Source organism: Marvinbryantia formatexigens DSM 14469 (genome assembly GCF_025148285.1).
GTDB lineage: Bacteria > Bacillota > Clostridia > Lachnospirales > Lachnospiraceae > Marvinbryantia > Marvinbryantia formatexigens.
On the sequence record NZ_CP102268.1, the window covers coordinates 1358609 to 1384860 of the forward strand.

General features: G+C 50.3%; 24 protein-coding genes. 4 read left to right on the forward strand and 20 right to left on the reverse strand.

The features are described 5' to 3' along the window. Nucleotides 1-79: 79 nt before the first annotated feature. The 6 genes from NQ534_RS06730 to NQ534_RS06755 all read right to left on the reverse strand — a co-directional run bounded on the left by NQ534_RS06730 (nt 80) and on the right by NQ534_RS06755 (nt 4871). The gene (locus NQ534_RS06730) at nt 80-874 is read right to left on the reverse strand and encodes a hypothetical protein (protein WP_143115751.1); all 795 of its coding nucleotides are present in this window, start codon (nt 872-874) and stop codon (nt 80-82) included. Nucleotides 875-882: 8 nt separating this feature from the next. Beyond that, nucleotides 883-1551 carry a hypothetical protein gene (locus tag NQ534_RS06735; RefSeq protein WP_040782724.1) on the reverse strand — a complete coding sequence of 223 codons (669 nt, stop codon included), beginning with the start codon at nt 1549-1551 and terminating at the stop codon, nt 883-885. 72 nt (nt 1552-1623) lie between these two features. Then, nucleotides 1624-2037: a DUF2712 domain-containing protein gene (locus NQ534_RS06740; protein ID WP_006861470.1), complete on the reverse strand. Its 414-nt coding sequence runs from the start codon at nt 2035-2037 to the stop codon at nt 1624-1626. A 210-nt stretch (nt 2038-2247) separates the two neighbouring features. After that, a complete protein-coding gene (locus NQ534_RS06745; protein WP_157200725.1) occupies nt 2248-3129 on the reverse strand; it encodes a sensor histidine kinase in 882 nt (293 codons plus the stop codon). Between the two features lie 431 nt (nt 3130-3560). Beyond that, entirely contained in the window at nt 3561-4280 is a 720-nt protein-coding gene (locus NQ534_RS06750) for a LytR/AlgR family response regulator transcription factor (protein WP_006861472.1), read from the reverse strand. A gap of 54 nt (nt 4281-4334) precedes the next feature. Further along, nucleotides 4335-4871 (reverse strand): hypothetical protein, encoded by a 537-nt coding sequence (locus NQ534_RS06755; protein ID WP_006861473.1) that lies wholly within the window; start codon nt 4869-4871, stop codon nt 4335-4337. A gap of 196 nt (nt 4872-5067) precedes the next feature. Between NQ534_RS06755 and NQ534_RS06760 the strand changes: the two genes are divergently transcribed. Together NQ534_RS06760 and NQ534_RS06765 are read left to right on the forward strand one after the other, a co-directional pair. Beyond that, nucleotides 5068-5337: a nucleotidyltransferase family protein gene (locus NQ534_RS06760; protein ID WP_006861474.1), complete on the forward strand. Its 270-nt coding sequence runs from the start codon at nt 5068-5070 to the stop codon at nt 5335-5337. After that, nucleotides 5321-5734, forward strand: coding sequence for an HI0074 family nucleotidyltransferase substrate-binding subunit (locus tag NQ534_RS06765; RefSeq protein WP_006861475.1), 414 nt, complete (start codon nt 5321-5323; stop codon nt 5732-5734). The genes NQ534_RS06760 and NQ534_RS06765 overlap by 17 nt, the downstream gene beginning before the upstream one ends. A 73-nt stretch (nt 5735-5807) precedes the next feature. Here NQ534_RS06765 and ptsP read toward each other — a convergent pair whose 3' ends face one another. The 8 genes from ptsP to NQ534_RS06805 all read right to left on the reverse strand — a co-directional run bounded on the left by ptsP (nt 5808) and on the right by NQ534_RS06805 (nt 16236). Then, on the reverse strand, nt 5808-7427 hold the full coding sequence (ptsP, locus tag NQ534_RS06770; RefSeq protein WP_006861476.1) for a phosphoenolpyruvate--protein phosphotransferase: 1620 nt from the start codon (nt 7425-7427) through the stop codon (nt 5808-5810). A 191-nt stretch (nt 7428-7618) separates the two neighbouring features. After that, nucleotides 7619-8815, reverse strand: a complete 1197-nt coding sequence (locus NQ534_RS06775) for a D-alanyl-D-alanine carboxypeptidase family protein (RefSeq protein WP_006861478.1) — start codon at nt 8813-8815, stop codon at nt 7619-7621. 682 nt (nt 8816-9497) lie between these two features. After that, entirely contained in the window at nt 9498-10625 is a 1128-nt protein-coding gene (locus NQ534_RS06780; protein ID WP_040782727.1) for a sensor histidine kinase, read from the reverse strand. Then, nucleotides 10615-11310 carry a VanR-ABDEGLN family response regulator transcription factor gene (vanR, locus tag NQ534_RS06785; protein ID WP_040782729.1) on the reverse strand — a complete coding sequence of 232 codons (696 nt, stop codon included), beginning with the start codon at nt 11308-11310 and terminating at the stop codon, nt 10615-10617. Before vanR ends, NQ534_RS06780 begins: the two co-directional genes overlap by 11 nt. 330 nt (nt 11311-11640) lie before the next feature. Continuing rightward, a complete protein-coding gene (locus NQ534_RS06790) occupies nt 11641-12075 on the reverse strand; it encodes an Hsp20/alpha crystallin family protein (RefSeq protein WP_006861484.1) in 435 nt (144 codons plus the stop codon). 288 nt (nt 12076-12363) lie between these two features. Beyond that, the gene (locus NQ534_RS06795; protein WP_143115752.1) at nt 12364-13608 is read right to left on the reverse strand and encodes an AGE family epimerase/isomerase; all 1245 of its coding nucleotides are present in this window, start codon (nt 13606-13608) and stop codon (nt 12364-12366) included. Nucleotides 13609-13764: 156 nt separating this feature from the next. Continuing rightward, the gene (locus NQ534_RS06800; protein ID WP_242655331.1) at nt 13765-15021 is read right to left on the reverse strand and encodes an ROK family transcriptional regulator; all 1257 of its coding nucleotides are present in this window, start codon (nt 15019-15021) and stop codon (nt 13765-13767) included. A 189-nt stretch (nt 15022-15210) separates the two neighbouring features. Next, complete coding sequence (locus NQ534_RS06805) at nt 15211-16236, reverse strand: threonine aldolase family protein (protein WP_040782730.1); 1026 nt, start codon at nt 16234-16236, stop codon at nt 15211-15213. A gap of 514 nt (nt 16237-16750) precedes the next feature. Between NQ534_RS06805 and mgtE the strand changes: the two genes are divergently transcribed. Then, nucleotides 16751-18184 carry a magnesium transporter gene (mgtE, locus tag NQ534_RS06810; RefSeq protein ID WP_006861491.1) on the forward strand — a complete coding sequence of 478 codons (1434 nt, stop codon included), beginning with the start codon at nt 16751-16753 and terminating at the stop codon, nt 18182-18184. 110 nt (nt 18185-18294) lie between these two features. Here the strand turns inward: mgtE and NQ534_RS06815 are convergent, their stop codons facing one another. The 6 genes from NQ534_RS06815 to NQ534_RS06840 form a co-directional block, all read right to left on the reverse strand. Then, nucleotides 18295-18801 carry a putative ABC transporter permease gene (locus NQ534_RS06815; RefSeq protein ID WP_006861492.1) on the reverse strand — a complete coding sequence of 169 codons (507 nt, stop codon included), beginning with the start codon at nt 18799-18801 and terminating at the stop codon, nt 18295-18297. A gap of 117 nt (nt 18802-18918) precedes the next feature. Beyond that, nucleotides 18919-20286, reverse strand: coding sequence for a 23S rRNA (uracil(1939)-C(5))-methyltransferase RlmD (rlmD, locus tag NQ534_RS06820; protein ID WP_040782817.1), 1368 nt, complete (start codon nt 20284-20286; stop codon nt 18919-18921). A gap of 50 nt (nt 20287-20336) precedes the next feature. Beyond that, complete coding sequence (locus NQ534_RS06825; protein WP_006861494.1) at nt 20337-21086, reverse strand: hypothetical protein; 750 nt, start codon at nt 21084-21086, stop codon at nt 20337-20339. After that, nucleotides 21080-21787, reverse strand: coding sequence for an ABC transporter ATP-binding protein (locus NQ534_RS06830; protein ID WP_006861495.1), 708 nt, complete (start codon nt 21785-21787; stop codon nt 21080-21082). Before NQ534_RS06830 ends, NQ534_RS06825 begins: the two co-directional genes overlap by 7 nt. Before the next feature lie 162 nt (nt 21788-21949). Further along, complete coding sequence (locus tag NQ534_RS06835; protein ID WP_040782733.1) at nt 21950-22333, reverse strand: GntR family transcriptional regulator; 384 nt, start codon at nt 22331-22333, stop codon at nt 21950-21952. A 202-nt stretch (nt 22334-22535) separates the two neighbouring features. Further along, nucleotides 22536-23480, reverse strand: a complete 945-nt coding sequence (locus tag NQ534_RS06840) for a 3'-5' exoribonuclease YhaM family protein (RefSeq protein WP_040782736.1) — start codon at nt 23478-23480, stop codon at nt 22536-22538. A 386-nt stretch (nt 23481-23866) separates the two neighbouring features. Here NQ534_RS06840 and NQ534_RS06845 point away from each other — a divergent pair, with 386 nt between their 5' ends. Next, nucleotides 23867-26245, forward strand: a complete 2379-nt coding sequence (locus tag NQ534_RS06845; RefSeq protein ID WP_006861499.1) for an endonuclease MutS2 — start codon at nt 23867-23869, stop codon at nt 26243-26245. Nucleotides 26246-26252: the final 7 nt, after the last annotated feature.

Below are 26252 nucleotides of genomic sequence, written 5' to 3' on the forward strand. Positions count from 1 at the left end.
CATCATCAACAGATGCAATCCCAAAATCTGCCTGCCTTTTTTCCTCAATCTATAAAAAGCATTCAAAAAAAGCGGATGATTAGTATACATCCTTTTTTACTCCTATCGCATAATAAACTGCCCCCGCAGCCACCATAAGTAACACTTCCGCTGCAATTACGACTACATTACCTGCTATCGGCTGTGCTGGTCTTAAAAAACCAAACGGACACAACTGATGCAGTCCCGTCAGTTGTGTTACCGCATATACAAACAGATATACCAGAAAAGGCATCAACACCACAGAAAACAAATTATCACAAAAATGTGCCGCTGGTAATGCCAGTGAAGCCAGCAATCCAAAATATAAAAAGTTAATTCCCAGATAGCTTATCAAGTATGCATATGGGTGCAGATAATACAAATCTCCCAGCAGACTGCTGCTAAAAATTGGAAACAAACCTGTGCCGCTCTGAGGAATCAGTGCCGGAAGAACCATAGCCGTCAAAGCAAAATCCAATACCATAGGAAAAACTACAATCATTCCTCCGCTCAAAAATGCTACCAGATATTTTGTGCACAAATACGTCCTCCGTTCGGTGCGTGTCAGTACATTTTTGATATAGCCGGATTTCATATCAGCTTTATAACTGCCCGCGCTGGGAAACGCCGCCAGAATCGGCGCAATAAAATAGAACAACGTCGAATACACCGTAGCATTTTCTCCTCCAAACCACTGTCCAAATGCAGAAAGCGGATAAACCTTTCCATCAATATGGTCTTTCATAGGCAGTATTTCTGTAAAAAAGTGGATGAACACGATTAATAATCCGATTATAAAAGCAAATCGGCTCCCTGTGCTTTTCAAACTTCGTTTCGTCTCTGCCGCAAACATCTGTTTCATTACTTTTCCTCCAGGTGTACCAGTACACAATCCGCGTTCTCAAAAGTTCCCCATACCCCAATATGATAATACAGTTCTCCCTCTGGCTCCTCCGGAAGAATATAACCTACTTCCAGGCTTTTTTCCTCTCCTGGTGCAAAAAAACAATGAAAGCGTTTTGATGGATTATCCGCCAGCTTTTGCTCCGGATTAATATAACGCATCTCTGCCCCCGTCCCTGTAAGAACATTTTTTTCACTTACATTCACGAGGCGGAAAGAATTTATCAAAATTTCTTTTTCCTGTTCTGTTTCATTTTTTGCTGTCAGAGAAATCCATACATAACGTTCTTCTCCAAGCAGATTTCCCTGTTCATCTACTTCTTCCTCCCAAAAATCAATTCTATCTTTATCATGGTCTCCTATTTCTCTTCCAATAAATACAGATTCTATTTCAAAAGAAACTCCCTCATACTCTGCCTTTGCAGGAATTTCTTTTTTGTTTTCATCTTTAATAATAATATCCGGCTCCGGCGCATAAGTCTCTGGTTCTGCCGACTGTTCCATAATTTTCTTACCCGTCTCGCTTTCTTCTACAATTAAGCCGGCCTGTACCGGAAAATGCTGTGCCAGCAGCATACCGGAAAATACCAGTATCAACGCAGGCATTGTTTTTTTAATATGTTTCATATCCTGTTCCTCCCTTTCGTTCAAGTCATTTTGGACAGCACTGAGAAATTAAATCTCAGTGCTGTCTCAGCATTATACGCTGTCCGGACTCCAGACTCCTTTTGCCGTATATGTAAATGAATAGTTAGGCGCCCCGGCAATTCCGCCATATTCATATCCCCGTTCCTTTACATAATTCGCAATATAACTTGTCGTACCCGCATAAAAAGTATAGGTTCCGGCAGCACAATTAACTTTCGGCCCGTTTGACGTTCTGGAACCAACTGCATGTGCTGTATAGCTTGCTCCCGTACTGGATATATCCTGGCATGACATATACATGGATGTGTAATCCTTTTTCGATCTCAACTCCGTATAATTCATGGCATTTCTAAAAACAAATTCATATGAAGAATCTTTAACATTGCCTGCCATCGCCGGTACCGTTCCGGTAACAATTGTTGCTGCCATCAAAATAGCTGCTACTTTTTTAAAAAATTTACTCATAAAATTCCCTCTTTTCTTTTTGTATTTTTAAAATTGCATTTTATACGTATACGCCTTTCCTGCTTTGCAGGCTTTTCCATATGGTATACATATATTATCATACTATTTCCTTACATATTCACCAGCGTCCGCCAGTCGTTTCTTTCCTGTCCTCAAAAAAAACGGCCACCGGAAATCCGGCAGCCAATCGTATTTTTAACTCATTTTATGCTATACTATTTTAGCTTTTTTCTCCCACTGCATCATAATTTTTACCGTAAACACGCCATCCTGCGCCCCGCATTCCAGAGTTCCGCTGTATTTTTCCACCGTATCCCGGACGCTACGCAGCCCCCAGCCATGCAGGTTTTTATTTGCTTTCGTAGTCTTTGGAATGTCTTCAAAACTTTTTATGTGTTCGCTGCAGGGGTTTGTCACTTTAATAAGCAGCAGATAATTGATTCTGCGTACCGTCAGACATACACATCCCTTCTGCTCTGTCTCCGCTGCGGCTTCTATCGCATTATCCAGCAGGTTTGAGAGAATTGTACACATATCATTCGGCGTGATATTACATTCTGACGGATATTCTACGTTAATATCCGCCTCAATTCCAAGCTGTTCCATTTTTTCCAGCTTGCTGTTGATGATTACATCTACCACATCCACACCGGTCCATATCGTTTTCGACAGCTTCAGAATCGGCTTACTTATCTCTTTAATATATGCTTTTGCCGCCTCCCCCTGCTTTTCCTCCAGCAACTGATACAAAGTATTTAAGTGATTATTCAAATCATGATACAGTTTTGCATTTTCCATGTAAACATCATTCAGCGTCTTATATTTATCTTCCAGTAAACGGCTCTGCATCTCCATAAAACTCAATGCAGTCTTTTCCTTCTGCTGCTCAATCATAAAATAAAATACAAGCACAATCAATACCAGAATACAGATAAACATAAACCATACCCACGGTACCGTGTAATTAAAAATCTGCATTGCCTGTTCAGCAAGAAATATAAAACCACAAAACCCAATCACCGATGTCAGGAGAGCTGCATAAGTACCCTTAATGGTAAAAGAAATCTTCTTTAAATATTTTTTTAATACCAAATATATCGCTACCCATAATATCTTTGTAAAAAAAATGACCCCGATACGCAATGAACTCATTTCCATTAACAAATAATTTAGCATATCAATATCTTTATAAAAACTTGATATTGTGGTCATCACTAAAAAATCCAAGCCACACAGGCACAATCCATAAAAGCTTATTATTGACAGCACCTGTATACACTTCGCCCTATATATATACATTCCGGAAACGCTGGAATAAAAAACAGATATAAAAATCGTGAAATACGAAAATAAGGAAATCTGATTACATATTCTGGTCACAACCGCGCCAACGAGTGCAAGTATTATCATTTCTTTCTGTTTCTTTCGCGAATTTCTTGCCGGAAAGAAAATTTCCAATACCTTATATGCAATATAAGTTTCTACAAAACATACCAGATATTCTATGATTTCCCACACTATCCTCATATCTGTTCTCCCCAGAACCGGCTCAGCGTCTGTTTAATCTGCTCTTCCTTTGCCTGGCTTGCCGGCAGACGTATCCCATTTTCCATCTCAACAATGCCATCTTTCACTTTCAATATGTATCGCAGATTTACAATATTTCCACGGTCTATATAAATAAAATCCTTACAGTCCAGTTCACTCATTACCTGCGCCAGACTTTTTCTCACCCGCGTTTCTGTATTATCCGTAAGTGAAATAACAGCATTCTTGCCCTCTCTCCAGATATACAAAATTCTCTGATACGGTATTTTTTCCACCCGGCTGGGCATCGTAATATGGTAGTACCGGTCTGACCTGCCCTCTATAAGCTTTACCACATCTTCCAGCGCATGACGCAGTCTTTCATCGATTGCATTCTTTGGAATATAGCGGAAGACAGCCAGTTCATACGCATCTATTGCATATTTCAAATGTGATGTAACAAAAATAACAAAAACATCCGGCAGATAAGATTTAATATAGCGCGCCAGATTCATTCCATCTATGTGCGGCATCTCAATATCACTCAGGATAATGTCGAAATATTTTCCCTCCTGGACGTCGTACTGAAGCATTCTGCTCTGGGAATATGTGGCAATTTCTATACCGATATTATTTTTCTTAAAATATGCCGCCACCTTTTTTGTCAGCGAATCCGCCGTTTTTTCATTATCATCACAAACTGCAATATAAATCATGCCCGCTTCCCTCTCTTTTTCTGTTTTCTATTGTATCAGTTTTCTGCTTTTTCCTCAATCCTCAAAGGTATAAAATATTCCGCTGCGGATGTCATGAAAAAATGTTTCTTCCTCACCGACAACAAGCTCATAGAAATCTCCGGTAGCAGCACACTCGTAGCCAAATATCCCCGTTTCTTTTGTTCTCACTTTTGTAATAATATCCTCCACAACCTCGCCAATCTTCATGCCCTGGCGTGAAGATGCCGGCCACCTCCGGAGCATACTTCTTACCCGGCTTTTGTTCAGCTTTATTTTTTTTGAGGCATAAAATTTATCCGGAAACTGTATCTCGCGCGTTGTTCCAAGACCTTCAAGAATCCTCTCAAATACTTCCGCTCCCTCATCATAGGCAAAGCCCATCTCCAGATATGCCTGCATATGCAGCATTGCTGTCTCCAGATAACGCATGTCTTTCAGCTTTTCATAATACCAGTAAAGCTGTTCTGCCGCTTTAATCATCGTCGTTTTCACAGAAAGATTTTTATACTGGACACTGCCCGCCGCCATCTTAATTGCCTCAATATAACTGTTCCGTTCTATTTCCTGCATTATATCTTCCCCCAGACTGTTTTTGACTAATTATAGCAAAGCAGCTTACCCGGAAAGAAATCCTGACCGCAAAGCACTGCTGTTTTGTCCGCCAACGCAGACTATTTCGATTCTGCTTCGCGAATGGGGATTGCCAATCACCTTAATATAAAGTATTATATAAATATAATTTGCAAAACCGGGGTGATAATGTCAAATGTCAGCAGAGGAAGTAATAAAACAAGTAGCGGAAATCTGCCGGAAATATAATGCCCGTGAAGTAATTCTTTTTGGTTCACGCGCGAAGGGTACCGCAAGAGACCGCAGTGATATTGATATTGCAGTATCGGGAGTAACTTATTTTGAAGAGCTTGCCGAAGAGGTGGATACATTTCCTACCTTATACACCATTGATATAGTCAACCTTGATACCTGCAAAAATCGCTTGCTGTTGGAGGATATAAAGGACTATGGACGGAAAATTTAAAAAACGTTATCTTTCTTATAAGAATTCATTATCTGCGCTTTCCGAAGCACGTGAAAGAGATCTGACAGATTCTTTTGTACTGAGTGGCACAAGTGCAAAATTCTGTATTACCTTCGACCTTGCCTGGAAAGTCATGAAAGATATCCTGACAGAATACTATGCCATAACGGATTTTGTGGCAGAATCTCCCAGAGAGGTATTAAAAAAAGCCTTTCAGGCTAATCTGATTCATGATAATACATGGTTGGAAATGCTTCAGGTGCGAAACCAGCTCACGCATGATTATGACGGAGATATTATAAAAAGCTGCTGCGAAGTAATTATAGAAAAATATATCGATGAATTTTATGGTTTCCAGGCAGAAGTGGAAAATCTCCTGGAAAATAATTCTGACTGACAACATCATCCCGCCTGCCATGTCTTCCTTCCCGGAAGGTCTGGCAGGCGGGATGAATCTTTTTACGCCCCTTTTATTCTATTTCCCGGATACGCCTGCGCAGCTCCAGCACCATTGCCGGAGAGACGGACAGCTCATCCACTCCCATTTTGATAAATTCCTCTGTCAGCTCCAGATCGGCTCCCAGCTCTCCGCAGATGCCCGCCCATTTTCCGTGGCGGTGCGCACTTTCCACTGTCATGCGTATCATCTTCAGAACCGCCGGATGATGCGGGTCGTAAAAATCGTCAAGGCGGGCATTCTGTCGGTCGATGGCAAGCGTATACTGCGTAAGGTCATTCGTCCCGATGCTGAAAAAATCCGTCAGCTCTGCCAGCTCATCGCTAATCATCACGGCGGCGGGCGTTTCTATCATGATGCCCTGCTCCGGCACCTTATACGGAATCTGCTCCGCCTCCAGCTCTTCCTGCACCTGCCGCACGATTGCGGCAATCTGCTGCATCTCCCCGACAGAAATAATCATCGGATACATAATGGAAAGATTGCCGTACACTGCCGCCCGCAGAAGCGCCCGGAGCTGCGTCCGGAAAATTTCCGGCTGCTTCAGGCAGATACGGATTGCCCGGTATCCGAGCGCCGGATTCTCTTCCCTGCCAAGTCCCAGATAATCCGCCTGCTTGTCCGCGCCGATATCCAGCGTGCGGATAATCACCTTCTTCTCACCCATCATGCGCAGCACATGCATATACGTCTGGAACTGCTCCTCCTCACCCGGAAAATCATTGCGCCCGATATAAAGAAATTCGCTGCGGAACAGACCGATTCCGCCGGCATCGTTCTCCAGCGCATAGCCGACGTCTCCCACACCGCCGATATTTGCATAAACATTCACGGTTCTGCCGCTGCGCGTGCGGTTTTCCTTTCCCTTCAGCTCCTGCAGAAGAGCCGCCCGCTCCCGCTCCTGCGCCATCCGGCGCTCCGCCTCCTGCAGGGCCGCCTGCGACGGCTCGAAAATCACCTCGCCGCGCATCCCGTCCACTACCACGGTCACGCCATTCTCTATTTTATCCAGGTCCAGAGGGACGCCCACCAGCGCCGGAATATTCATCTGCCGCGCCAGAATCGCCGTATGGGAATTTGTAGAGCCGTGCACCGTGACGAACGCCAGAATCCGGCTCTTATCCATCTGCACCGTCTCGCTGGGCGAAAGGTCATCCGCTATGATCACGGACGGCTGCTCTGCAAAAAAACCATCCTGTCCCTGCCCGCTCAGATTCTGAATCAGACGGTTTGTAATATCGCGCATATCCGCGGCGCGCGCCTTCATGTAATCGCTGTCCATCTCCGCAAACATTTTCGCAAAATTATCTCCCGCCGCTGCCGCCGCATATTCCGCATTCACCCTCTCCGTGCGTATCATATGATACATTGCTTCCAGAAAATCCTCATCCTCCAGAATCATCTGATGCGCCTCAAAAATCATGGCGTTCGCCTCTCCAACCTCCGTCACCGCCTTTTCATACAGCTCCTGAAGCTGCTGCTTTGTCGCTGCCGCCGCATCTTTGAGACGCGCAATCTCCGCGTCCGCATCCTCTGTTTTTCTGCGCTGCACCTGCTGGTCCTGCTTTTTCAGCACCGCGGCGGGTCCTGCAGCAATCCCTCTGTATACTGATTTTCCGGAAAGTTTCCACATCACACAAAGCCTCCGTCCCTGTCTTTCAGGCATTCCTGTTTTTCCCGCCGCATTCTTTATCTTTCCGGCGGGATTTTTTTGATTATATCATGCCCGGCTTTTTCTGTTAATATACTTATGAAAATTTTTCCACCTCCGCAAATCCATTTAAAATTCGATTCGCGAATGGGATTTACTTTCTGGTGTGGCTGTCATTCCAGTTGATTTGCCACATTCTGCGCATCTTCTATGTGATATGGCTCCGTCTCGTGCGAGCCGGGCGCTCCCGCCGTCACCAGAATATATTCTCTGCCGCCCACGCGCAGCAGACTTGCCAGACAGAGTCCCGCTTCCTGGGTATAGCCTGTTTTTCCTCCCAGAATCCTGTCATCGCCGCTTGCCTGCGCCTGTGAAAACAGCGTGCTCCAGAAGGTAAAGCCCTCCGGATGCTCCTGTGTTGGCTGCACATAATAATATTCGCTGGTAAACGCTTCCCGGAAGGAAGCATTCTGCAGAGCATATTGCAGAAGCGCCGCGATATCCTCCGCCGAGGAATAATGCTGTGCATCCTGCAGCCCGGTACTGTTTGTAAAATGTGTATTTGTCATGCCAAGCTCCGCCGCCCTCTGATTCATAATTTGCACAAAAGACTCCTCCGAACCCGCGATGTAACGGGCGGCAGTCAGACAGCACTCCGCCCCGGATGGAAGCAAAATTCCATACAGAAGGTCGCGCAGCGTCACCTCCTCGCCCGGCAGAAAGCCTGCCACAGAGGCGCCCTCCGCATAGAGCTGGTCATAAATATCCGTCGGTATCCATGCCGTCCCGTCCAGATTTCCGCAATATTCAACCAGCAGCAGCGCCGTCATGATTTTCGTAAGAGACGCCGGATACATCTGGGCACTGCCGTTTTTCTCCGCCAGCATTTCACCGGTACCCGCGTCCAGCAGAACCGCACAGGGGCTGTACAGACCGCCAAGATCCACGCTGGCAGTCCCGCTCCCGGCATCCGCCCCTTCGTCCTCTGACACGCCATACTGCTGTGCCAGGCTTCCGTCATCTGTCACCTGCGGCGCCGCACTCTCCCCGCCAATCGTATCCGCCGCACCGTACTGCTGCGTCCGCACCAGATTTTCCGCCACCTGCGTAAGCCAGGGAATTACTACCCGCACCGCCGCCAGGCAGACAAAAGCCGCACCCAGAAACCCCGCCGCAGTAAGCAGCATCTTCTGTATACGCACACGCCGTCTTCTGCGGCGCTGCTGCTTCATTGCCTTACGACTTCCCATCCGGCGCTCTGACTCCTGCCGTTTTCCCGTCTGCTGTCTTACCATATTCTGTCTTTTCCGGTTCCCGTCCGTCTGACGTCCCGCCGGACGCCTGTCATTTCTATATTCATAATTCACCATAATCTCCCCCTCAATCCGTCAAACGGCTCCATCGATTTTTCCGTGCCTCGCACCACCAAAATCCAAAAACATCAAAGCACCTTCCAGCACATCTGCGTTTTTCCTGCGCCGACCGGCGTGCAAAGGAATCCGGTTGTCATGCGCTGACCGGTGTGCAAGGGAATCCGGCTGTCATGCGCTGACCGGCGTGCAAAAGAATCCGGCTGTCATGCGCTGACCGGCGTGCAATGGAATCCGGCTGTCATGCGCCGACCGGCGTCCAAGGGAATCCGGCTGTCATATGTCCGGCGCAGACGATAGGCAGCTCCCGCAGATTTTGCGAGCATAGCGACAGCTTTTGAAGCTTGTCTGAGCCTGCAAAGCAGGCGAGTTTGCGCAAAAAGCTGTCAGATAGGCGGCGCAGCAAAATCAAGAGGAGCAACGTGTCTGCGCCGGACATATGACAGCCGGATTCCACGCACCGCCTTCCTGCGCACATAAAGCAGCCGGATTCCATACACCGCCTTCCTGTGCACATAAAGCAGCCGGATTCCGCGCACCGCCCTGCCTGTACACCTACAGGAGCTGTCACCGGCAACTCCTTTCGGATGCCTGGCAGCGAAAAAGCTCCTTCCGATATTTATCTTACCAGACAGAAGCTTTTCATCCTTTAATATGCGGTTGTTTATTTCCTGAGAAAAAATTAAGAAGCCGCCGGCAGCGTAACCGTAAAGGTGGTCAGCTCCTCCGCGCTTGCCGCCGTGACCGTACCGCCGTGCAGCTCGACAATTTCTCTGGCGATAGCGAGCCCCAGTCCGGCTCCGCCGGTATTCGTAGCGCGGGCGCCATCGAGCCGGAAAAATTTTTCAAAAATAGTCTCCAGCTTCTGCTTCGGAATCGTTCTGCCATGATTCGTAAAGCGGATTATCACCCTGCCATCCTGCTCCTGCGCGCTGATTTCAACCGGCGTATCCCGGTAGCTGTATGCCACCGCATTTTTCAGAATATTATTAAACACACGCGCCAGCTTCATGGAATCGCCGTAAACCGTCAGTCCCTCCCCCGCTTCCACCTGCGCCGTATTTCCATGCGCCTGCAGAATAGGATAAAACTCATCCGCCATCTGGATAAGCATATAAGAAATATCTATGCTCTCCTTCTCCAGCACAATCTGCTGCAGATTATAGCGCGTAATTTCAAAAAATTCATTGATAAGCTGCTCCAGCCGGAGCGCCTTTTCCAGAGAAATATGCACATACTTTGCCTTCTGCGCCGGCGGCATATCCGGCGCTTCCTCCAGCAGGCTCAGATAGCCGATAACAGAAGTAAGCGGCGTTTTTAAATCGTGCGCCAGATAAACAATCAGATCATTTTTCCGGCTCACCTCTTCCTTCAGCGTCTGTTCCCGCCGCTGTATATCATTTCTGATACTGCTCATCTGCATGGCGATTTCCTCATATCCGGGCGGAAAGACCTCCTCCGCCTCCAGATTCTTCGCCATATAGCGGCGTATCATAGCGCCCGTTTCCGTGACGGACTCCCTCACCTTTTTTCTGGCATAATAGCGCGCCGTCAGGTATGCCACCGCGATACATATCATCACGCCCAGAATCATCATTCTGAGAAGCAGCCACTTGACATCCCCCCAGATTGGCTCATAAACATAGGCGCCGTTATCCAGCATATACATGTTTGTATAATTTGCCGTAAACCAGTCTATAAACATGCCGTTCCAGAAATAATCGACAGTGCTGTAAATCCATAGACAGCCGGCAATCCCCGCCGCCATTATCAATATGAATTTTAATGTCCGTATGCATTTAGCCTTCAATTTTGTAGCCGCACCCCCAGACTGTTTTTATGTATTTCGGATTTTCAAAGGAATCGCCCATCTTTTCCCGCAAATGACGGATGTGAACGGTAATCGTATTGTTATTCTTCGTAAAATATTCTTCCTTCCATATCTGGCGGAACAGCTCCTCCGAGCTGACCACCCGTCCGCGGTTCTGGCAGAGAATGCGCAGAATGGAAAATTCGGTCGGCGTCAGCACCAGCGGCTTTTCGTTCAGCGTACATTCATGCGTCGTCACATTAAGCACAAGCCCGCCATATTCAAACACATCCGCCTGCGGCTGCGCCCCCACATTGTAGCGCTTATAACGACGGAGCTGCGCTTTCACACGCGCGACCAGCTCCAGCGGCAGAAAAGGCTTCGTGATGTAGTCGTCAGCTCCCAGCGTCAGACCGGTGATTTTGTCAACCTCCTCGCCCTTCGCCGTCAGCATAATAACCGGGTAATTATATTTTTCGCGGATTTTGCGGCAAATCTGAAATCCGTCGGTTTCCGGAAGCATCACATCCAGAATCGCCAGGTCCAGCTTTTCCTTCTCAATGCACCGGAGCGCATCCGCCGCACTATAGTATTTGTACACCTGGAAATTTTCATTCTTCAGGTACAATTCTACCAGATCCGCAATTTCCCGCTCGTCATCCACAATTAAAATGTTTTCACTCATAGCTGTCCCCCTGTTCCGGATGTTTTTGTCTCCTGGCATCATTATAATTTATCTGTCTCTAATTTATTTCTAAACGCGAATGGGATTTGCTCACGCCTGAATCACGTTCTTACGCCTCAGACCCACAGCCCCGGCTTTGCGTCGCAGCAAGTGTCTGAGGCCAGCGTGAACCCTCCACTTCATCAGTATAGCATCGTCCGGAAAATGTTGCTATCATTTTTGTATAGTTTGTATGGCAAAGCAGCGGCGTCAGAACGGTATAAACAGTAACAGGCGCAGAACCCGTCCGGATTCTGCGCCTGTCGGCATGGACTGTAGCTTTGCGCCTCATCAGCCCTCAATCGTAATGTACTTCTTCTGCTCAACTGTCTGTTTTGCGTCTTTCTTCGGAACGAACAGCTTCAGCGTGCCGTCCTCGAATCTGGCTTTGATTTCCTCCTGCTTTACTTCCTCGCCTACATAGAAGCTTCTGCTGCAGGTACCGTAGTGACGCTCTCTGCGGATGTATCTGCCGTTGTTGTCCTTTTCGTCATTGCCGCCGTTGGTGGTTGCCTGGATAGTCAGGTAGCCGTCCTTCAGCTCCGCCTTTACATCCTCTTTCTTTACGCCTGGGATGTTCATCGTAACTTCATATCCCTGGTCTGTTTCCTTCACATCTGTCTGCATCATGGTAGATTTTACTGCATCACTCGTTCTTACTACATCAAACGGATATCCAAAAAAGTCATCAAACATATCTCTTCCAAAAATACTCGGCATCATCATAAGTCATCTCTCCTTTTCCTACTCAAAATGTATTATATCCAATTTTTTATTTTTCAGAGCCTCCGGAAAGGATTTCCTTTTTGTAATACCCTTTCCATCTGTTCTAGATGTAATATAACACACTTTTTAGCACTCGTCAAGAGGGAGTGCTAACAATTTTGTGAAAAATTTGTGAACTTTTGGGAAATATGAAAAAAAGACAGTGTACCTTTATCTCAGTACACTGCCTTCTTTCCTTTGCTTCCATTTTCCGGTATCTGAACTGTCTTCCCGCGCAGTGCGCAGACATCAGCAGGCATGTCCGGCTGTTTCCTTTACGGCGCAGGCAATGGAGGTATCCACTCTGCGGTACGGAATCAGCATGGACTGCAATGCATGGTAGATGTCGGATTTTCCCGGCCACACGGTTCCGAGAAGCTGATTGTTCTGATCTAACTGATGGAACCAGGAGCCGTTTACATGGTCCAGCACGGTCTCATCGAGATACTGCATAAATTCTGCGTAATTATCCGCATACTGCTGTTTTCCGGTGACGCGGTATAAAACAGCGGAGGTGTTGATGGCTTCCGCCAGCGTCCAGTGCATTCTGTCGTGTACGCAGGGCTTTCCGCTCCAGTCGGTCGTGTAAACGATTCCCGGCGCCCCGTCCACGTTCCATGCATCCGCAATAGCGCGGTTGAAGAGCTTTTCAGCCGCTTCCACATACGGCTGCGCCTTTTCTGTATTTTTTCCATAAGTGGACAGCGCCCAGTGCGTGATGAGGCGCGCCCACTCAATGCCGTGTCCCGGCGTTGCGCCATACGGCTTGAAGGGGTCGTCCGGCTTTTCCTTATTCTTCTCCAGATCCGGCTGCCAGTCCTTTGTGAAGTGCTCCGGGATTCTCCACTCATTATCCTTTGCCCACGCAATCACATGGTCGACAATGCGTCCCGCGCGCACCCGGTATTCCTCTCTGCCTGTCGCATCGGCAACCGCCAGGAACGCCTCTACGGTATGCATATTTGCGTTTACGCCGCGGTAATCGTCCAGTACGGTAAATGCGGTATTCCAAGTATCGCAGGAAAGTCCTTCCTCCTCATTCCAGAAGCGCTTATCATACAGCTCCAGCGCTTCCGCAAGCAGCTCCTCCGCGCCCGGTCTTTTCGCCAGCATGGCGGAAGTCGCCGCCAGAATCACGAATGCATGTGCATAGCACTGCTTGTCCGGCAGAATATCGCCCTCCGGCGTGCGCCCCGGATACCAGCCGCCGTTTTCCACGTCCTTCAGCTCTCCGTTTAAGCCCTTCAGCGCCGCGTCCACCAGCTCTTCGCTGCCCTCGTGCCCCAGCAGGCAGCCGATGCTGTAGACATGCGCCATACGGCAGGTAATCCAGGTCTCGCGGTTGCGGTCCTTCCACGGCGTACCATCGTCCCCCAGATACCAGGAGCTTCCCTGCGGCGAGGGAAACTTGTGTCCAAACCGGAGCAGCTCGTCAGCGCGCTCCTGCAAAAATGCCCTGTTTTCCTCTGTGTCAATCTGATACTTTCTGTTCATTTCTCCCATCCCTTCCGACTGCGTCCGGAAGCAGCCGCCCGGCTCCGGCACGTCCGGACAGCGTCTCTTTTCCACAGTCTGTTGATAATAGTATATTTAATTTACTATCATTATAACAGGTATATGATGTATGTCAAGACAGTCTTTTTACAAAAATCAGACGAATCCCCTGAACATCTGGTCCACCGCATTGCACGCCGCCCCGATAAGCTGCGCCTCTTTCCCGAAATACGCTTTTTTTACCGGAAGCGGACGCTGGTCGTGCACGACCTTCCGCTCGTTTACCAGCTCCTCCAGCCTGCCGACAAGACGTTCGTCCCAGTCGATGCAGTCATGACCGAGCACAATCATTTCCGGGTGCAGAATATTGACGCTGGTAACAAGCGCGGCGCTGACGTCCTGCAGCATTTCCTCAAAGATTTCCTCTGTCTCCGCCGTCTGCGGCGCCCGGCAGAAGTCAGCGAAGGAAGCACCCTCCTCCCGGCAGAAGTCAGCAAAAGAAGCCCCTTCCTCCGCCCGGCAGAAGTTTGCCGAAAGAGCGTCCCCCGGACCGGCGCAGCGCTCACCGGAAAAAGCACGTCCCTTTGCCGCCCGCAGCTTTTCCAGAACAATATGTGTATTGGCGTACAGCTCCAGACACCCCCGGTTTCCGCAGGCGCACAGCGGACCTCTGCGGTCGATGCTGATGTGCCCGATTTCGGGCGGAAGTCCGCGGTGGCTGTGATAGACCCGCCCGCCGCTGACGATTCCGGAGCCGATACCGTTGGAAATCCCCACAAACAGAAAATCCTGCACGTTTCTTCCGATTCCGAACAGAAGCTCTGCCAGCGCGGCGCTGTTGTTGTCATGGTCGAAAAACACCGGCAGCGCATACCTTTTTTCCAGTGCCTCCCGGACAGGTACATTCTGTATCCCGTAAAACCGCGGCGGATTTAAAATCACGCCCTTCCAGATGTCCACCGGACCGATTGCCGCCACGCCAATGCCAAAAATATTTTTTTCTTTTTCCAGCAGCCTGTCAATCACGGAAAAACAGTGCGCATATAGCTGCTCCTTAGTCAGCGAATCAAAATGAATGCTCTCCGACGCCAGCTTTTGCATGGAAAGCGTGCACAGCACCGCCTCTATACGGTCGCGGAAAATCAGAAGCCCGATTACCTTTGGCGCCTTTCCGGAGATTTCCAGCAGTATCGGATTTCTTCCGCAGACCTCCGTCTGCACCTCCTCACGCTCGGCAACCAGCCCCTGCTGTATAAATTCCGAAACGATATTGGTGACGGTCATCTTGGTCAGACCGGTCGCCTTTGACAGCTCGATGCGCGTCCGGCAGTTCTGTGTCGCTATCAGCTTCAGCAAGAGACCTCTGTTGAACTGCTTTGATGTAAGATTATTTTTGCCCGTCATCCGTGCCATTTCCATTCCTCCCAAAGTTTTCCGCGGCATGTCTGTTCCTCTCCGGAGCTTTCCGCAGCATGCCTGTTCCTCCCCGAAATTTTCCGCAGCATGTCTGTTCCTCCCCGAAATTTTCCGCGGCATATCTTTGCTTCCCGCACCGGCTCTGCCGCGCGCAGACGCCGCATTACCCGCTAAAGCCGTGCGCCGTCACAGAAGCTTTTGCAGCGCTTCCAGATCCTCATCCGTGGTGGACCAGCCTGTCACAAAACGCACCACCGTATGATTTTCATCCAGCTTTTCCCAGAAGCTGAAAGCTACCTGCTCCTTCAGCTCCTCCATCCGCCGGTTTTCCAGAATAATAAACTGCTGGTTTGTGGGAGATTCCAGGTAAATATCCATATTTTTGCTGTGAAAAAGCGCTTTCAGCTCCTCCGCTTTTTCAATGGCATGACGACCGATTTTAAAATACAAATCATCCGTAAACAGCGCGTCAAACTGCACGCCCGTCAGACGTCCCTTGGCAAGCAGCGCGCCCCGTTTTTTCACAGACGTCAGAAAATGCGCCGGCTTATTGCCCTTTGTGAAAACCACCGCCTCCCCGCAGAGAGCGCCCACCTTGGTGCCGCCGATGTAGAAAACGTCACAGATCTGCGCCAGCTCCGGCAGCGTGATGTCCGCCTCGCGGCTCATCAGACCGTAGCCCAGACGCGCGCCGTCCACGTAGAGCGGAATCTGATATGCATGGCACACGCCGGCAATCTCCTGCAGCTCCTTTTTGGAATAAAGCGTGCCGTACTCCGTGGGCCAGGAAATATAGACCATTCCCGGAAAAACCATGTGCTCAAAGTTTTCGTCGGCATAGTAGGCTTCCAGATATGCGCGCAGCGCATCCGCCCGGATTTTTCCCTCTTCCTGCGCAATTTCCAGCACCTTGTGTCCGGTGTATTCGATGGCGCCTGCCTCATGTACGCTCACATGACCGGTTTTTGCCGCAATGACGCCCTCATAATCCTTCAGCATGGAGGATATGACGACAGCGTTCGTCTGCGTGCCGCCCACCAGAAATTCCACTTCCGCCTGCGGGCATCCGCACGCCGCACGGATTTTTTCCTTCGCGCGCTCACTGTATAAATCGGCTCCGTAGCCGGAAAGCGGCTCCAGATTTGTTTCCATCAGTCTTTTCAGCACCTGGGGATGCGCCCCGGCAATATAATCATTTTCAAATGAAACCATGTCTTTCTCCTCTCTGCCCTTTGCCTGCCGGCGGCATGAGAGGCAGATATCGCCTCCTGCCGCGCGTGCAGCAGCAAAACTACTACCTCGGTTATAGCATTGAAAGAAATAAATGTCCACCGTTTTTTCCCGGCAGGTGTTGAAATTTCCGGCGGAGGGTGCTAAAATAATCGTTGGTGACAAAGATTGCGGGTTCCTGCAGATGTGGCAGACCCCGACAATCTTATCCGTCACCAGATAATTCTGATAAGAGAGGTGAGACTATGGACGGCAACAGCGGTGGACGAAGTAGCGACAGGGCAGTTATCCCGCGGCGGATTTTCAGGCGCAGACCGTCTGTATTCTGACCGTTTTTATAACTGCCATTGTCTGTCTGAAAGCTGCGCTACATCAGCAAAGCAGGGTGCACGGCATTTTGCCGGGGACAATGGTTTTTTTGTGCTCTTTTTTACCCCGGCATCCTGTGCCCGTCTTTGCTCAGTCATAGTACGACAAAATTTATGAGTAAAGGAGGATGCAGACAATGACGATGAAAAAGAACCTTTCCGGCGGCACGACCGCCATGCAGCAGCCGGATTACGAGCGTGAGATTGTTTCCGTAATCCGCAGCACGCTGACCCCGAAGCTTCTGCAGGAGCGCCTGCACGAATACCACGAAAAGGATATTGCAGAGGCAATGGATGTCCTGCACAGGGACGAGCGCCACAAGCTGTACAGTATCCTGGATACGCAGACGCTTGCAGATGTGCTGGAATATTCCCAGCAGCGCGATCTTTATCTGGAGGAATTAAATATCCGCAGACGTGTTGCAGTGCTCTCAGATTTTGATGTCACATCGGCGGTGGAATATCTGCGGCAGCTCGACAAGGGGCAGCGCGACACGCTGATTGATCTGATGGAGGACGATTTAAAAAAGGAAATCGCGCTCTCCTGCTCTTTCGACAAAGACGAAATCGGCAGCCGGATGACGACCAACTATATTTCCGTCTCTGAGGGCACCGGTGTGCGCCAGGCGATGAAGGAGCTGGTGAGGCAGGCGGCGGAAAATGACAATATTTCCACCATCTATGTGTTAGATGAGGACGGCGTTCTGGTGGGCGCGGTCGATTTAAAGGATCTGATCATTGCGCGCGAGAACACGCCGCTGGAGGAAATCACTACCACCTCCTATCCTTACGTGTACGCGAGCCAGCTTATTGAGGACTGTGTGAATCTTCTCCGCGATTATTCCGAGGATTCGATTCCGGTTCTCGATGAGAATAACCGTCTGACAGGTGTGCTGACCTCCCAGGACATGGTGGAAATGGTGGACGACATTATGGGCGATGATTACGCAAAGTTCGGCGGTCTGTCCTCCGAGGAGGATCTGCGGGAACCGCTGAAAAAGAGCATCAGCAAGCGTCTTCCCTGGCTGATCGTCCTGCTCGCGCTCGGCATGGTGGTGTCCGGCACCGTCAGCCTCTTCGAGTTTGTGGTGGTACAGCTTCCCCTGCTCGTGAGCTTCCAGTCACTCGTCCTCGACATGGCGGGCAATGTCGGCACACAGTCGCTCGCTGTCACCATCCGTGTGCTGATGGATGAAAAGCTTCCCTTAAAGCAAAAGCTTTTTCTGGTTTCCAAGGAAGCGCGTATCGGTCTTCTGAACGGTATCATTCTGGGCGCGCTGTCCTTTGTGTGCATCGGCATCTATCTGGTGCTGTTTAAGGGGCAGGCGCCGCTGACGGCGTTTTCTACCTCGCTGTGCGTCGGCATTTCACTGCTGACAGCGATGATGCTCTCCAGCATCGCCGGAACGGTCATCCCGATTCTTCTGAAGAAGCTAAAAATCGACCCGGCAGTCGCTTCCGGTCCGCTCATCACGACACTCAACGATCTGGTTGCCGTCGTTACGTATTACGGACTTGCCTGGATTCTGCTGCTCAACCTTCTGCCGCGGCTGACAGGCTGAGCGCAGATGGCGACGCTCCTTCAGGTCCGGCTTCCGGTCCGGAAATCCGCCGTTCAAAATCCCCCCAAAAAAACAGTGAGCTTTTCCGCCCACTGTTTTTCTTTTGCTTTTTAAAAGCCGGCTACCTTTATAACGGCGTCCGCCGCGATAACCGACAGCCCTGCCACCGCTCCGATATCTGCCACATTTCTGTGGTTCTGATAAAGCTGCCGCATACGCGGCTCCACCTCTGTCAGCGCGATTACCCCGAAAAATCCCCAGATGAGGGAAAACAGCGGGCTTACGCGCGTGCCGATGCTGAACGGAATCATGGAGTAGTCCCACAGCAGCACATGGAATACCCGTTCAAAGGTAAAGGAAACGACGTATTCCAGCAGAGAAGCCAGCACGAAAATCTCCAGAAAGGAAACCCATTTCTTTTTATGATTGCAGAAGAGCGTAACAGCAACCACGCCAAAGCCGTAAATCGGGCAGTATGGTCCGTACAGAAATCCCGGAATCACCAGCTTCCGGCAGAATACCGACCGGAACGCCACTTCTGCGCACCATCCTGCCACACTGATTGTTACAAATAAAAACACCAGATACAGTAACATGATTTTGCCATGTGTTTTCATTCTTCCCCTCTCCCTCCCCGTTTTAGCAGCCAGTTTTTAAAAATGCTGCTAAAATAAAGCACATTTTTTCTCTGTGCTGCCGCCGTATCCGGGCGGCAGACAGAGGATTCTTAAATTCTATATTTTTTCAAGCTGCGCGGCGGTTTCTACGTGAACGCTCATCGGGAACTGGTCGACTGCCCGGCAGCGCTTCAGTGCATAACCGTTATCGCACAGTATCCGCAGATCCCGCGCCAGCGTAGCGCTGTCGCAGCTTACGTACACCACCCGCTCCGGCTGCATTTCAATAATCGTGGAAAGCAGCGAATCGTCGCACCCTTTGCGCGGCGGGTCCACCACGATTACCTCCGCATGGATGCGGTGCCTGCGGTATACCTCCGGCAGGATTTCCTCCGCCCTTCCCACAAAGAACTGGGCGTTGGCAATACCATTGATCTTTGCATTGCGGCAGGCATCATCAATCGCCTGCGGGATGACCTCCACGCCGTACACCTGGCGCGCCTGTTGCGCGAGAAACAGGGAAATCGTCCCGATTCCGCAGTATAAATCCCACACCGTCTCTTTTCCGGTCAGCCCGGCATATTCCAGCGCCAGAGAATACAGCTTCTCCGTCTGCACCGGATTCACCTGGAAAAAGGAGAGCGGCGATATCTGATAGCGGATATTTCCGATGTAGTCCTCAATATACGGTCTGCCCCACAGAAGGCGCACATCCTTTCCCATAATCACATTGGTTTTTTCCCGGTTCGTATTTATGGAAATGCTGGTCATATTGGGAACCTTCCGCAGCGCCTCCACCAGCTTTTCCTCCTTCGGAAGCGTAGTTCCGTTGACAATCAGGCAGACCATAATCTCTTTCGTGGTAAAGCCGCAGCGGATCAGCACATGGCGCACCAGTCCGCGTCCGGTCTTCTCGTCATACGGGCTGACAAATTCCTTTTCCATATAAGAAATAATAATGTTTAAAATTTCCTCGTTTACCTCGGCACCCAGGAAGCACCTGCGGTTGTCGATGATCGAATGAGTGCGTCCCGCGTAAAACCCGGCGACAATATGACCGTCCTTATCCTTCCCGATGGGGTACTGCGCTTTGTTGCGATAATAAAACGGCTGCTCCATGCCGATAATCGGCTCCATCGGAATGTCCGTAAATTTCCCGATGCGCTCCAGATTGCCGCGCACCTTTTTCTCCTTAAAGCGGAGCTGCTCCGCATAATCCATTTCCTGAATCTGGCAGCCCCCGCACTGTTTTGCCACCGGGCATACCGCAGGCACCCGGAAGGGTGAAGGAGAGAGAATCTTCATCAGACGTGCATAACCGTAGGTCTTTTTCATTTTTATGACCTTTGCCTCTATCTCATCGCCCGGAATCGCATCCTTCACAAAAAGAACCATATCGCCGGTCCGTCCGATGCCAGAGCCCTCGGCGCTGATATCTTCAATCGTAAGCTGTACATAATCATCCTTTTTTATCACTCTTTCCATGTCCTCCCTCACCTGCAATCTCCTGTCTGTCATTTAAGGACGGCACCGCTCTAGACACTCAGACGGCGTTCCATAATCCAGCCTGCCACCAGATACATCACAACAATTTCCACAAACAATACCCCGACTGACAGCGCAAACTGCAGTCCCTCGTTTACCATTGATACCGGCACACATTTGTCCGCAATCCAGCCGCACAGCCATCCGAGCAGCAGATAAAGGATAAAGCTTACCACACCGCTGAAGCGTCTGCCCGCCAGAACCGTCGCGGAGAGGGTGATTGCCAGATATCCCGTCACCACCAGCATCAGCCAGGAGACCAGGATGGAGAAAAATCCCATCGCAAGACTCTGCGCGGAAATATTGATTTCCAACTGGAGGTTAATCATCAGATCATGCAGCATATCCAGAAACTGTTTTACGCCGCCGATATAAATGACGCTGACCGTAAAGTCGAGCGCGGCAAGCGCAGCGAAGCAGGCGCCGGTAAACAGAATGGATATGCCGTTTTCGATTATCTTTGCGCCGAGCACCTGGTAGCTGTTGGTCGGCGTGAGAAACAGCATGTAGCTCTGCTTGGTATTCAGGTCGCGGTGAAACACCAGCAGACTTTCGATACCGATATAAAGAACGCCGAACAAAGAACACAGCAGCAATGCTATGATGCCGAATAAGAGCCCGTTTTCCCAGTCGAAGAATACGCCGATAAGATAGGCGATTTCCGCGATTGCCGTAATAATCAGAAGAATAAATTTTGAAAACATCGTTTTGCGCAGTTCATATTTCATTAATTTCAGCATGTTGCTTCCCCTCCATGTCCATAAATTTCCCGGTACAGATCTACCACGGATTTCCCACGCTCCTCGCGCAGCGCCTCCACGCCGACCATTTCCACCAGGTGGCTTTCCTTCATAAAGATAGCGGCGTCCACCACCTTCTCCAGCTCGTCGACCAGGTGACTGGAGATCACCAGCGTAGTGTCCTCGCCCGCCGCCTCCAGCACACTGCGGATGATCTCATCCCGCGCCAGCAGATCGATGCCGTTGAGCGGTTCGTCCAGCAGATATACCTTTGCCTGCCGTGCCATCGTGACGGCTATTTTCAGCTTCGCCATCATACCGGAGGAAAGGCTTTTGGTCTTCATATCCTCCGAAAGCTCCATCCGCTCTATCAGCCGCCCGTAATGCTCCATAGAGAAGTCGTCAAAAAAGTCATCGTAATATTTTCCCACGTCCTTTATGGTCATCCAGCTGTAAAAATATGGCTCCGTGGACATATATGCCACCTCCCGGCGGCTCCTGGGTCCGACCGGCTCCCCGTTATAATAGAAGCCGCCGCTATTTGGCTTCACCAGCCCGACCGCCATTTTCATCAGCGTGGTCTTGCCGCTTCCGTTCGGACCAAGCATCGCGTAGATTTTGCCCTGCTCCAGCTTAAAGGAAACATGGTCCACCGCTGTTTTTCTGCCATAAACCTTTGTGATTTCCCTGCATTCCAACATATTTATTCTCTCCTTCTTTTTCTATTTCCGTGCGGACTGCGCCGCATCGTCTCTTTTTGTTCTGCGGACTTTTCTGGTCAGCCGTCCGCATCGTCTCTTTTGCTCTGCGGACCTTTCTGGTCAGCCGCCCGCATCATCTATTTTGCTCTGCGGTTTCTCTGGTCAGCCGTCCCTGCCGCCGTCCGCATCCTTCTTTGCCTGGTAGCGTCCGACCAGCTCGATTGCTTCTTCCCCGGAGATACCGAGACGTCTCATCCCCCCCAGAAACTGGCTGATAAGCTCACCTGCCATTTCTTCCTTCATCTGCTTTATCCTCTCTTCATCCTCCGTCACGAAGGTGCCCATACCGCGTCTGGTAAAGCATATTCCTTCGTTCTCCAGCTCCTTGTACACTCTGCCGGCGGTGTTCGGATTGATGGTATACTGAATCGCCAGGTCGCGGACAGAAGGCATTTTCTCGCCGAGCGCAAGTCTGCCGGCGACAATATCATGCTTGATAGCCGTCATTACCTGTAAATAAATGGGAAGCGCCGGATTATATTCCATAATGTCCTCCTTTTTCCAGTGTATCTGTGTACTAGATATATAGTACACTAGGTTTCTGGGTATGTCAAGACCAATTTTGAAATTTTCTGAACAAAAGTAACTATTCAGCCATACAGGCCACATGGCTGAATAGTTACCACAAAAAAACAGCTCCGGCTCACACAAATGCATGTAAACCAGAACTGCCTTTGATTCTTTGCTGTCAGCGGCTTGTTTTGCGCACGTTGGAATCAAATATACGGTTGAAGCCGAGCCAGCCATTGTTATCCCCCGCACTTTTGATGACTTCCCTGAAGGATTCCAGCTTGGCGTCGGTGTTGTCCGCCATTGTCAGCGCCACCGCCTCTATCAGCGCCGGTTTTTTCGGCGAGCCGTATTCCAGTTCCCCGTGATGGGCGAGAATACAGTGACATAGCTCTGCGGAAAGGCGCTTCGGGAAATTGGGGATACGGCGGATGCTCGCGCGCACCAGCTCGGTTCCCATATAAATATGACCGAGAAGCTGCCCGTCGTCCGTGTAATCATTCTCCGGGAATACGGAAAGCTCCTTCATCTTGCCGATATCGTGAAAGGCTGCCGCTGTCAGCAGCAAATCGCGGTTCAGGTCGGGATACTGCCTGCAGTAAAAATCGCAGAGTTTCACCACGCCGAGCGTATGCTCCAGCAGCCCGCCCACAAAGCCGTGATGGACCGCTTTGGCGGCGGAGTGGAATTTAAACGCCTTTTCAAACGCCTCGTTGTTCTCAAAATACATGGCGAGAAGCTGCTCCAGGTATGGGTTCTGCACTGTTCCCAGGATCTGGCACAGCTCACTGTACATTTCATCCACATCCTTTTCGGAAACCGGCAGATAATCCTGCGGATTGTACTCGCCCTCCTGCGCCCTGCGGACGCGCTTGATGGAAAGCTGCAGCGCCCCCTGGAAGTTGCTCACGTCGCCCACGACCTCCACATAATCCATCGCCTCAAATTCTTCAATGCCGCCCGAATTCGGCTCCCATATCTTGGAATCAATCGTGCCGGTCTTGTCCTGCAGAATCACATTTTCATACGGCTTGCCGTTTTTCGTCACTGCCGCCTGCCTGTGCTTGCACAGGTAAATATCATTAATACGGTCTCCCTCTTTAAAATTCTCAATAAATTTCATCTGACTGCTCCTCATCTAAAATTACGTTACTGTTCACGTCAGCCATGCATGCCACAGACCGCCTGCCTGAACTGTAACCCCATTATACTAAACACCCGCAGCAATAACAAGATAAATTTGCAGATTGCGTCATTCTGTGGTAGAATGATGTTATTGTTCAAGTCAGGACTTTGCATTCACTGCAAAGTCCGTAAGAAAGTGATACAAGAGTGCAAAAATCCCATCGCGAAGCGATTTTAAATGGATTTTTGCAGGTAACAGGGCAGCCTGGCTGAACTGTTACGAATGTCATTATTGCTTACATCAGCCCCGGTCATTTACTGTCCGGGGCGCGGGAGCATGAAGAACGTTATTATACAGACAAAACAACGATACAGGAGATTTTCATGAACACGAAGGTGCTGAAAACATTAGAATATCATAAAATCATCGACCGGCTGACGGAGCTTGCCGGTTCGACGCCCGGAAAGGAGCTGTGCAAGAATCTGCTGCCCTCCTCCGACATCGAAGAAATCCGGATGCTGCAGGCGGAAACCAGCCTGGCGCTGTCCATGCTCTATCAGAAGGGGCATGTCTCGTTTTCCGGCGTCACCAACATCCGCGGTTCGCTGAAGCGCCTGGAGGTGGGAAGCATTCTCAGCCCGGCGGAGCTGCTCGCTATCTGCCGCCTGCTGGAGGTTACCAACCGCGTGAAGGCTTACTCCCGCAAAGAAAACAGCGAGGAAGAACCTAATGCGCTGGATGTCATGTTCGAAGCGCTGCAGCCGCTCACGCCGCTGGCGAACGAAATCCGCCGCTGTCTGCCCTCCGAGGAGGAAATCAGCGACGACGCCAGTCCCGCACTCCGCAGCATCCGCCGCGCCATGCGCCAGATGAACGATAAGGTTCACGCGCAGCTTAATTCTATGGTAAACGGCTCCGCGAAGGCTTATCTGCAGGACGCCGTCGTCACCATGCGCAACGGGCGCTATTGTCTGCCGGTAAAGGCGGAATACCGCGGGCAGGTGCAGGGCATGATTCATGACCAGTCCTCCACCGGTTCCACATTATTTATTGAGCCGATGGCGGTTATCAAATTAAATAACGAGCTGCGCGAGCTGGAAATCAAAGAAGAAAAGGAAATTGAGGTAATCCTCGCCAATCTGAGCGGACAGGCGGGCGTGGAACAGGAAGCGCTGGAGAGCAATCTGACGCTGCTTACAAAGCTGGATTTTATTTTTGCGCGCGCCCAGCTCTCCAAATCGTATGACGGCAGCGAACCGGTTCTGAACAACCACGGCGTTATCAATATCAAGAAGGGACGCCACCCGCTGCTCGACAAAAAAACCGTGGTGCCCATCGATATCCGTCTTGGACAGGATTTCGACCTGCTCATCATCACCGGACCAAATACCGGCGGAAAGACCGTTTCTCTGAAAACGGTGGGGCTGTTCACGCTGATGGGACAGTCCGGTCTGCATATTCCGGCGTTCGACGGGTCAGAGCTTGCCGTCTTTGACGATGTGTTTGCGGATATCGGCGACGAGCAGAGTATCGAGCAGAGCCTCAGTACCTTTTCGGCGCACATGACAAATATTGTATCTATTTTAAAGGAAGCAAATGAGCGCTCCCTGGTGCTTTTTGATGAGCTTGGCGCCGGAACCGACCCGACGGAGGGCGCCGCCCTTGCCATCGCTGTGCTGTCAAATCTGCACCGCCAGGGCATCCGCACAATGGCGACCACGCATTACAGCGAGCTGAAGGTATTTGCGCTCTCCACGCCGGGCGTGGAAAACGGCTGCTGCGAATTTAACGTGGAGACCCTGCGTCCGACCTACCGCCTCCTCATCGGCATTCCCGGAAAGAGCAATGCCTTTGCCATTTCCGCAAAGCTGGGGCTACCGGAGGATATTATCGAGGAAGCGCGCGAACAGCTTTCCCAGCAGGATGAGGATTTCGAATCGCTCATCAGCGATCTGGAGACGAGCCGCGTGACGATTGAGCGCGAGCGCGAGGAAATCAATCATTATAAAGAAGAAATCGAGCGTCTGAAGCAGCGTCTGGAGCAGAAGCAGGAAACGCTGGACGCCAGCCGCGAGCGTATTCTGCGCGAAGCGAACGAGCAGGCGCACGCTATTTTGCGCGAGGCAAAGGAGTACGCCGACACGACCATCAAGAATTTCAATAAATTCGGGAAGCAGGGCATTGATTCCAGGGCAATGGAGCAGGAGCGCTCCCGCCTGCGCGAGAAAATGTCCTCCGTGGAGAAAAATCTTGCCATCAAAACGCAGCGCGCGCCTGCAAAAACCCTGCAGGCAAAGGATCTGCATCTGGGCGACAGCGTGCGGGTACTCAGCATGAATTTAAAGGGCACCGTCAGCACCCTGCCGAACGCAAAAGGCGATTTGTTTGTGCAGATGGGCATCCTGCGCTCCCAGGTGAACATCAAAGACCTGGAAAAAATTGCGGATGTGGAGACAGCCGCTCCTTATAAGCACCAGACTGGCAGCGGCAAAATCAAGATGTCAAAATCCGCTTCCGTCGGTACTGAAATCAATCTGCTCGGCAAAACCACGGACGAAGCGATTGCTGAGCTGGACAAATATCTGGACGACGCCTATCTTTCCCATATGCCGAGCGTGCGCATTGTGCACGGCAAGGGAACCGGCGCGCTGCGCAAAGCGGTACACAATTATCTGCGCCGGCAGAAGTATGTGGAATCCTACCGTCTGGGAGAATTCGGGGAAGGAGACGCCGGAGTAACTATTGTAAAATTCCGCAGCTAGACTGCGG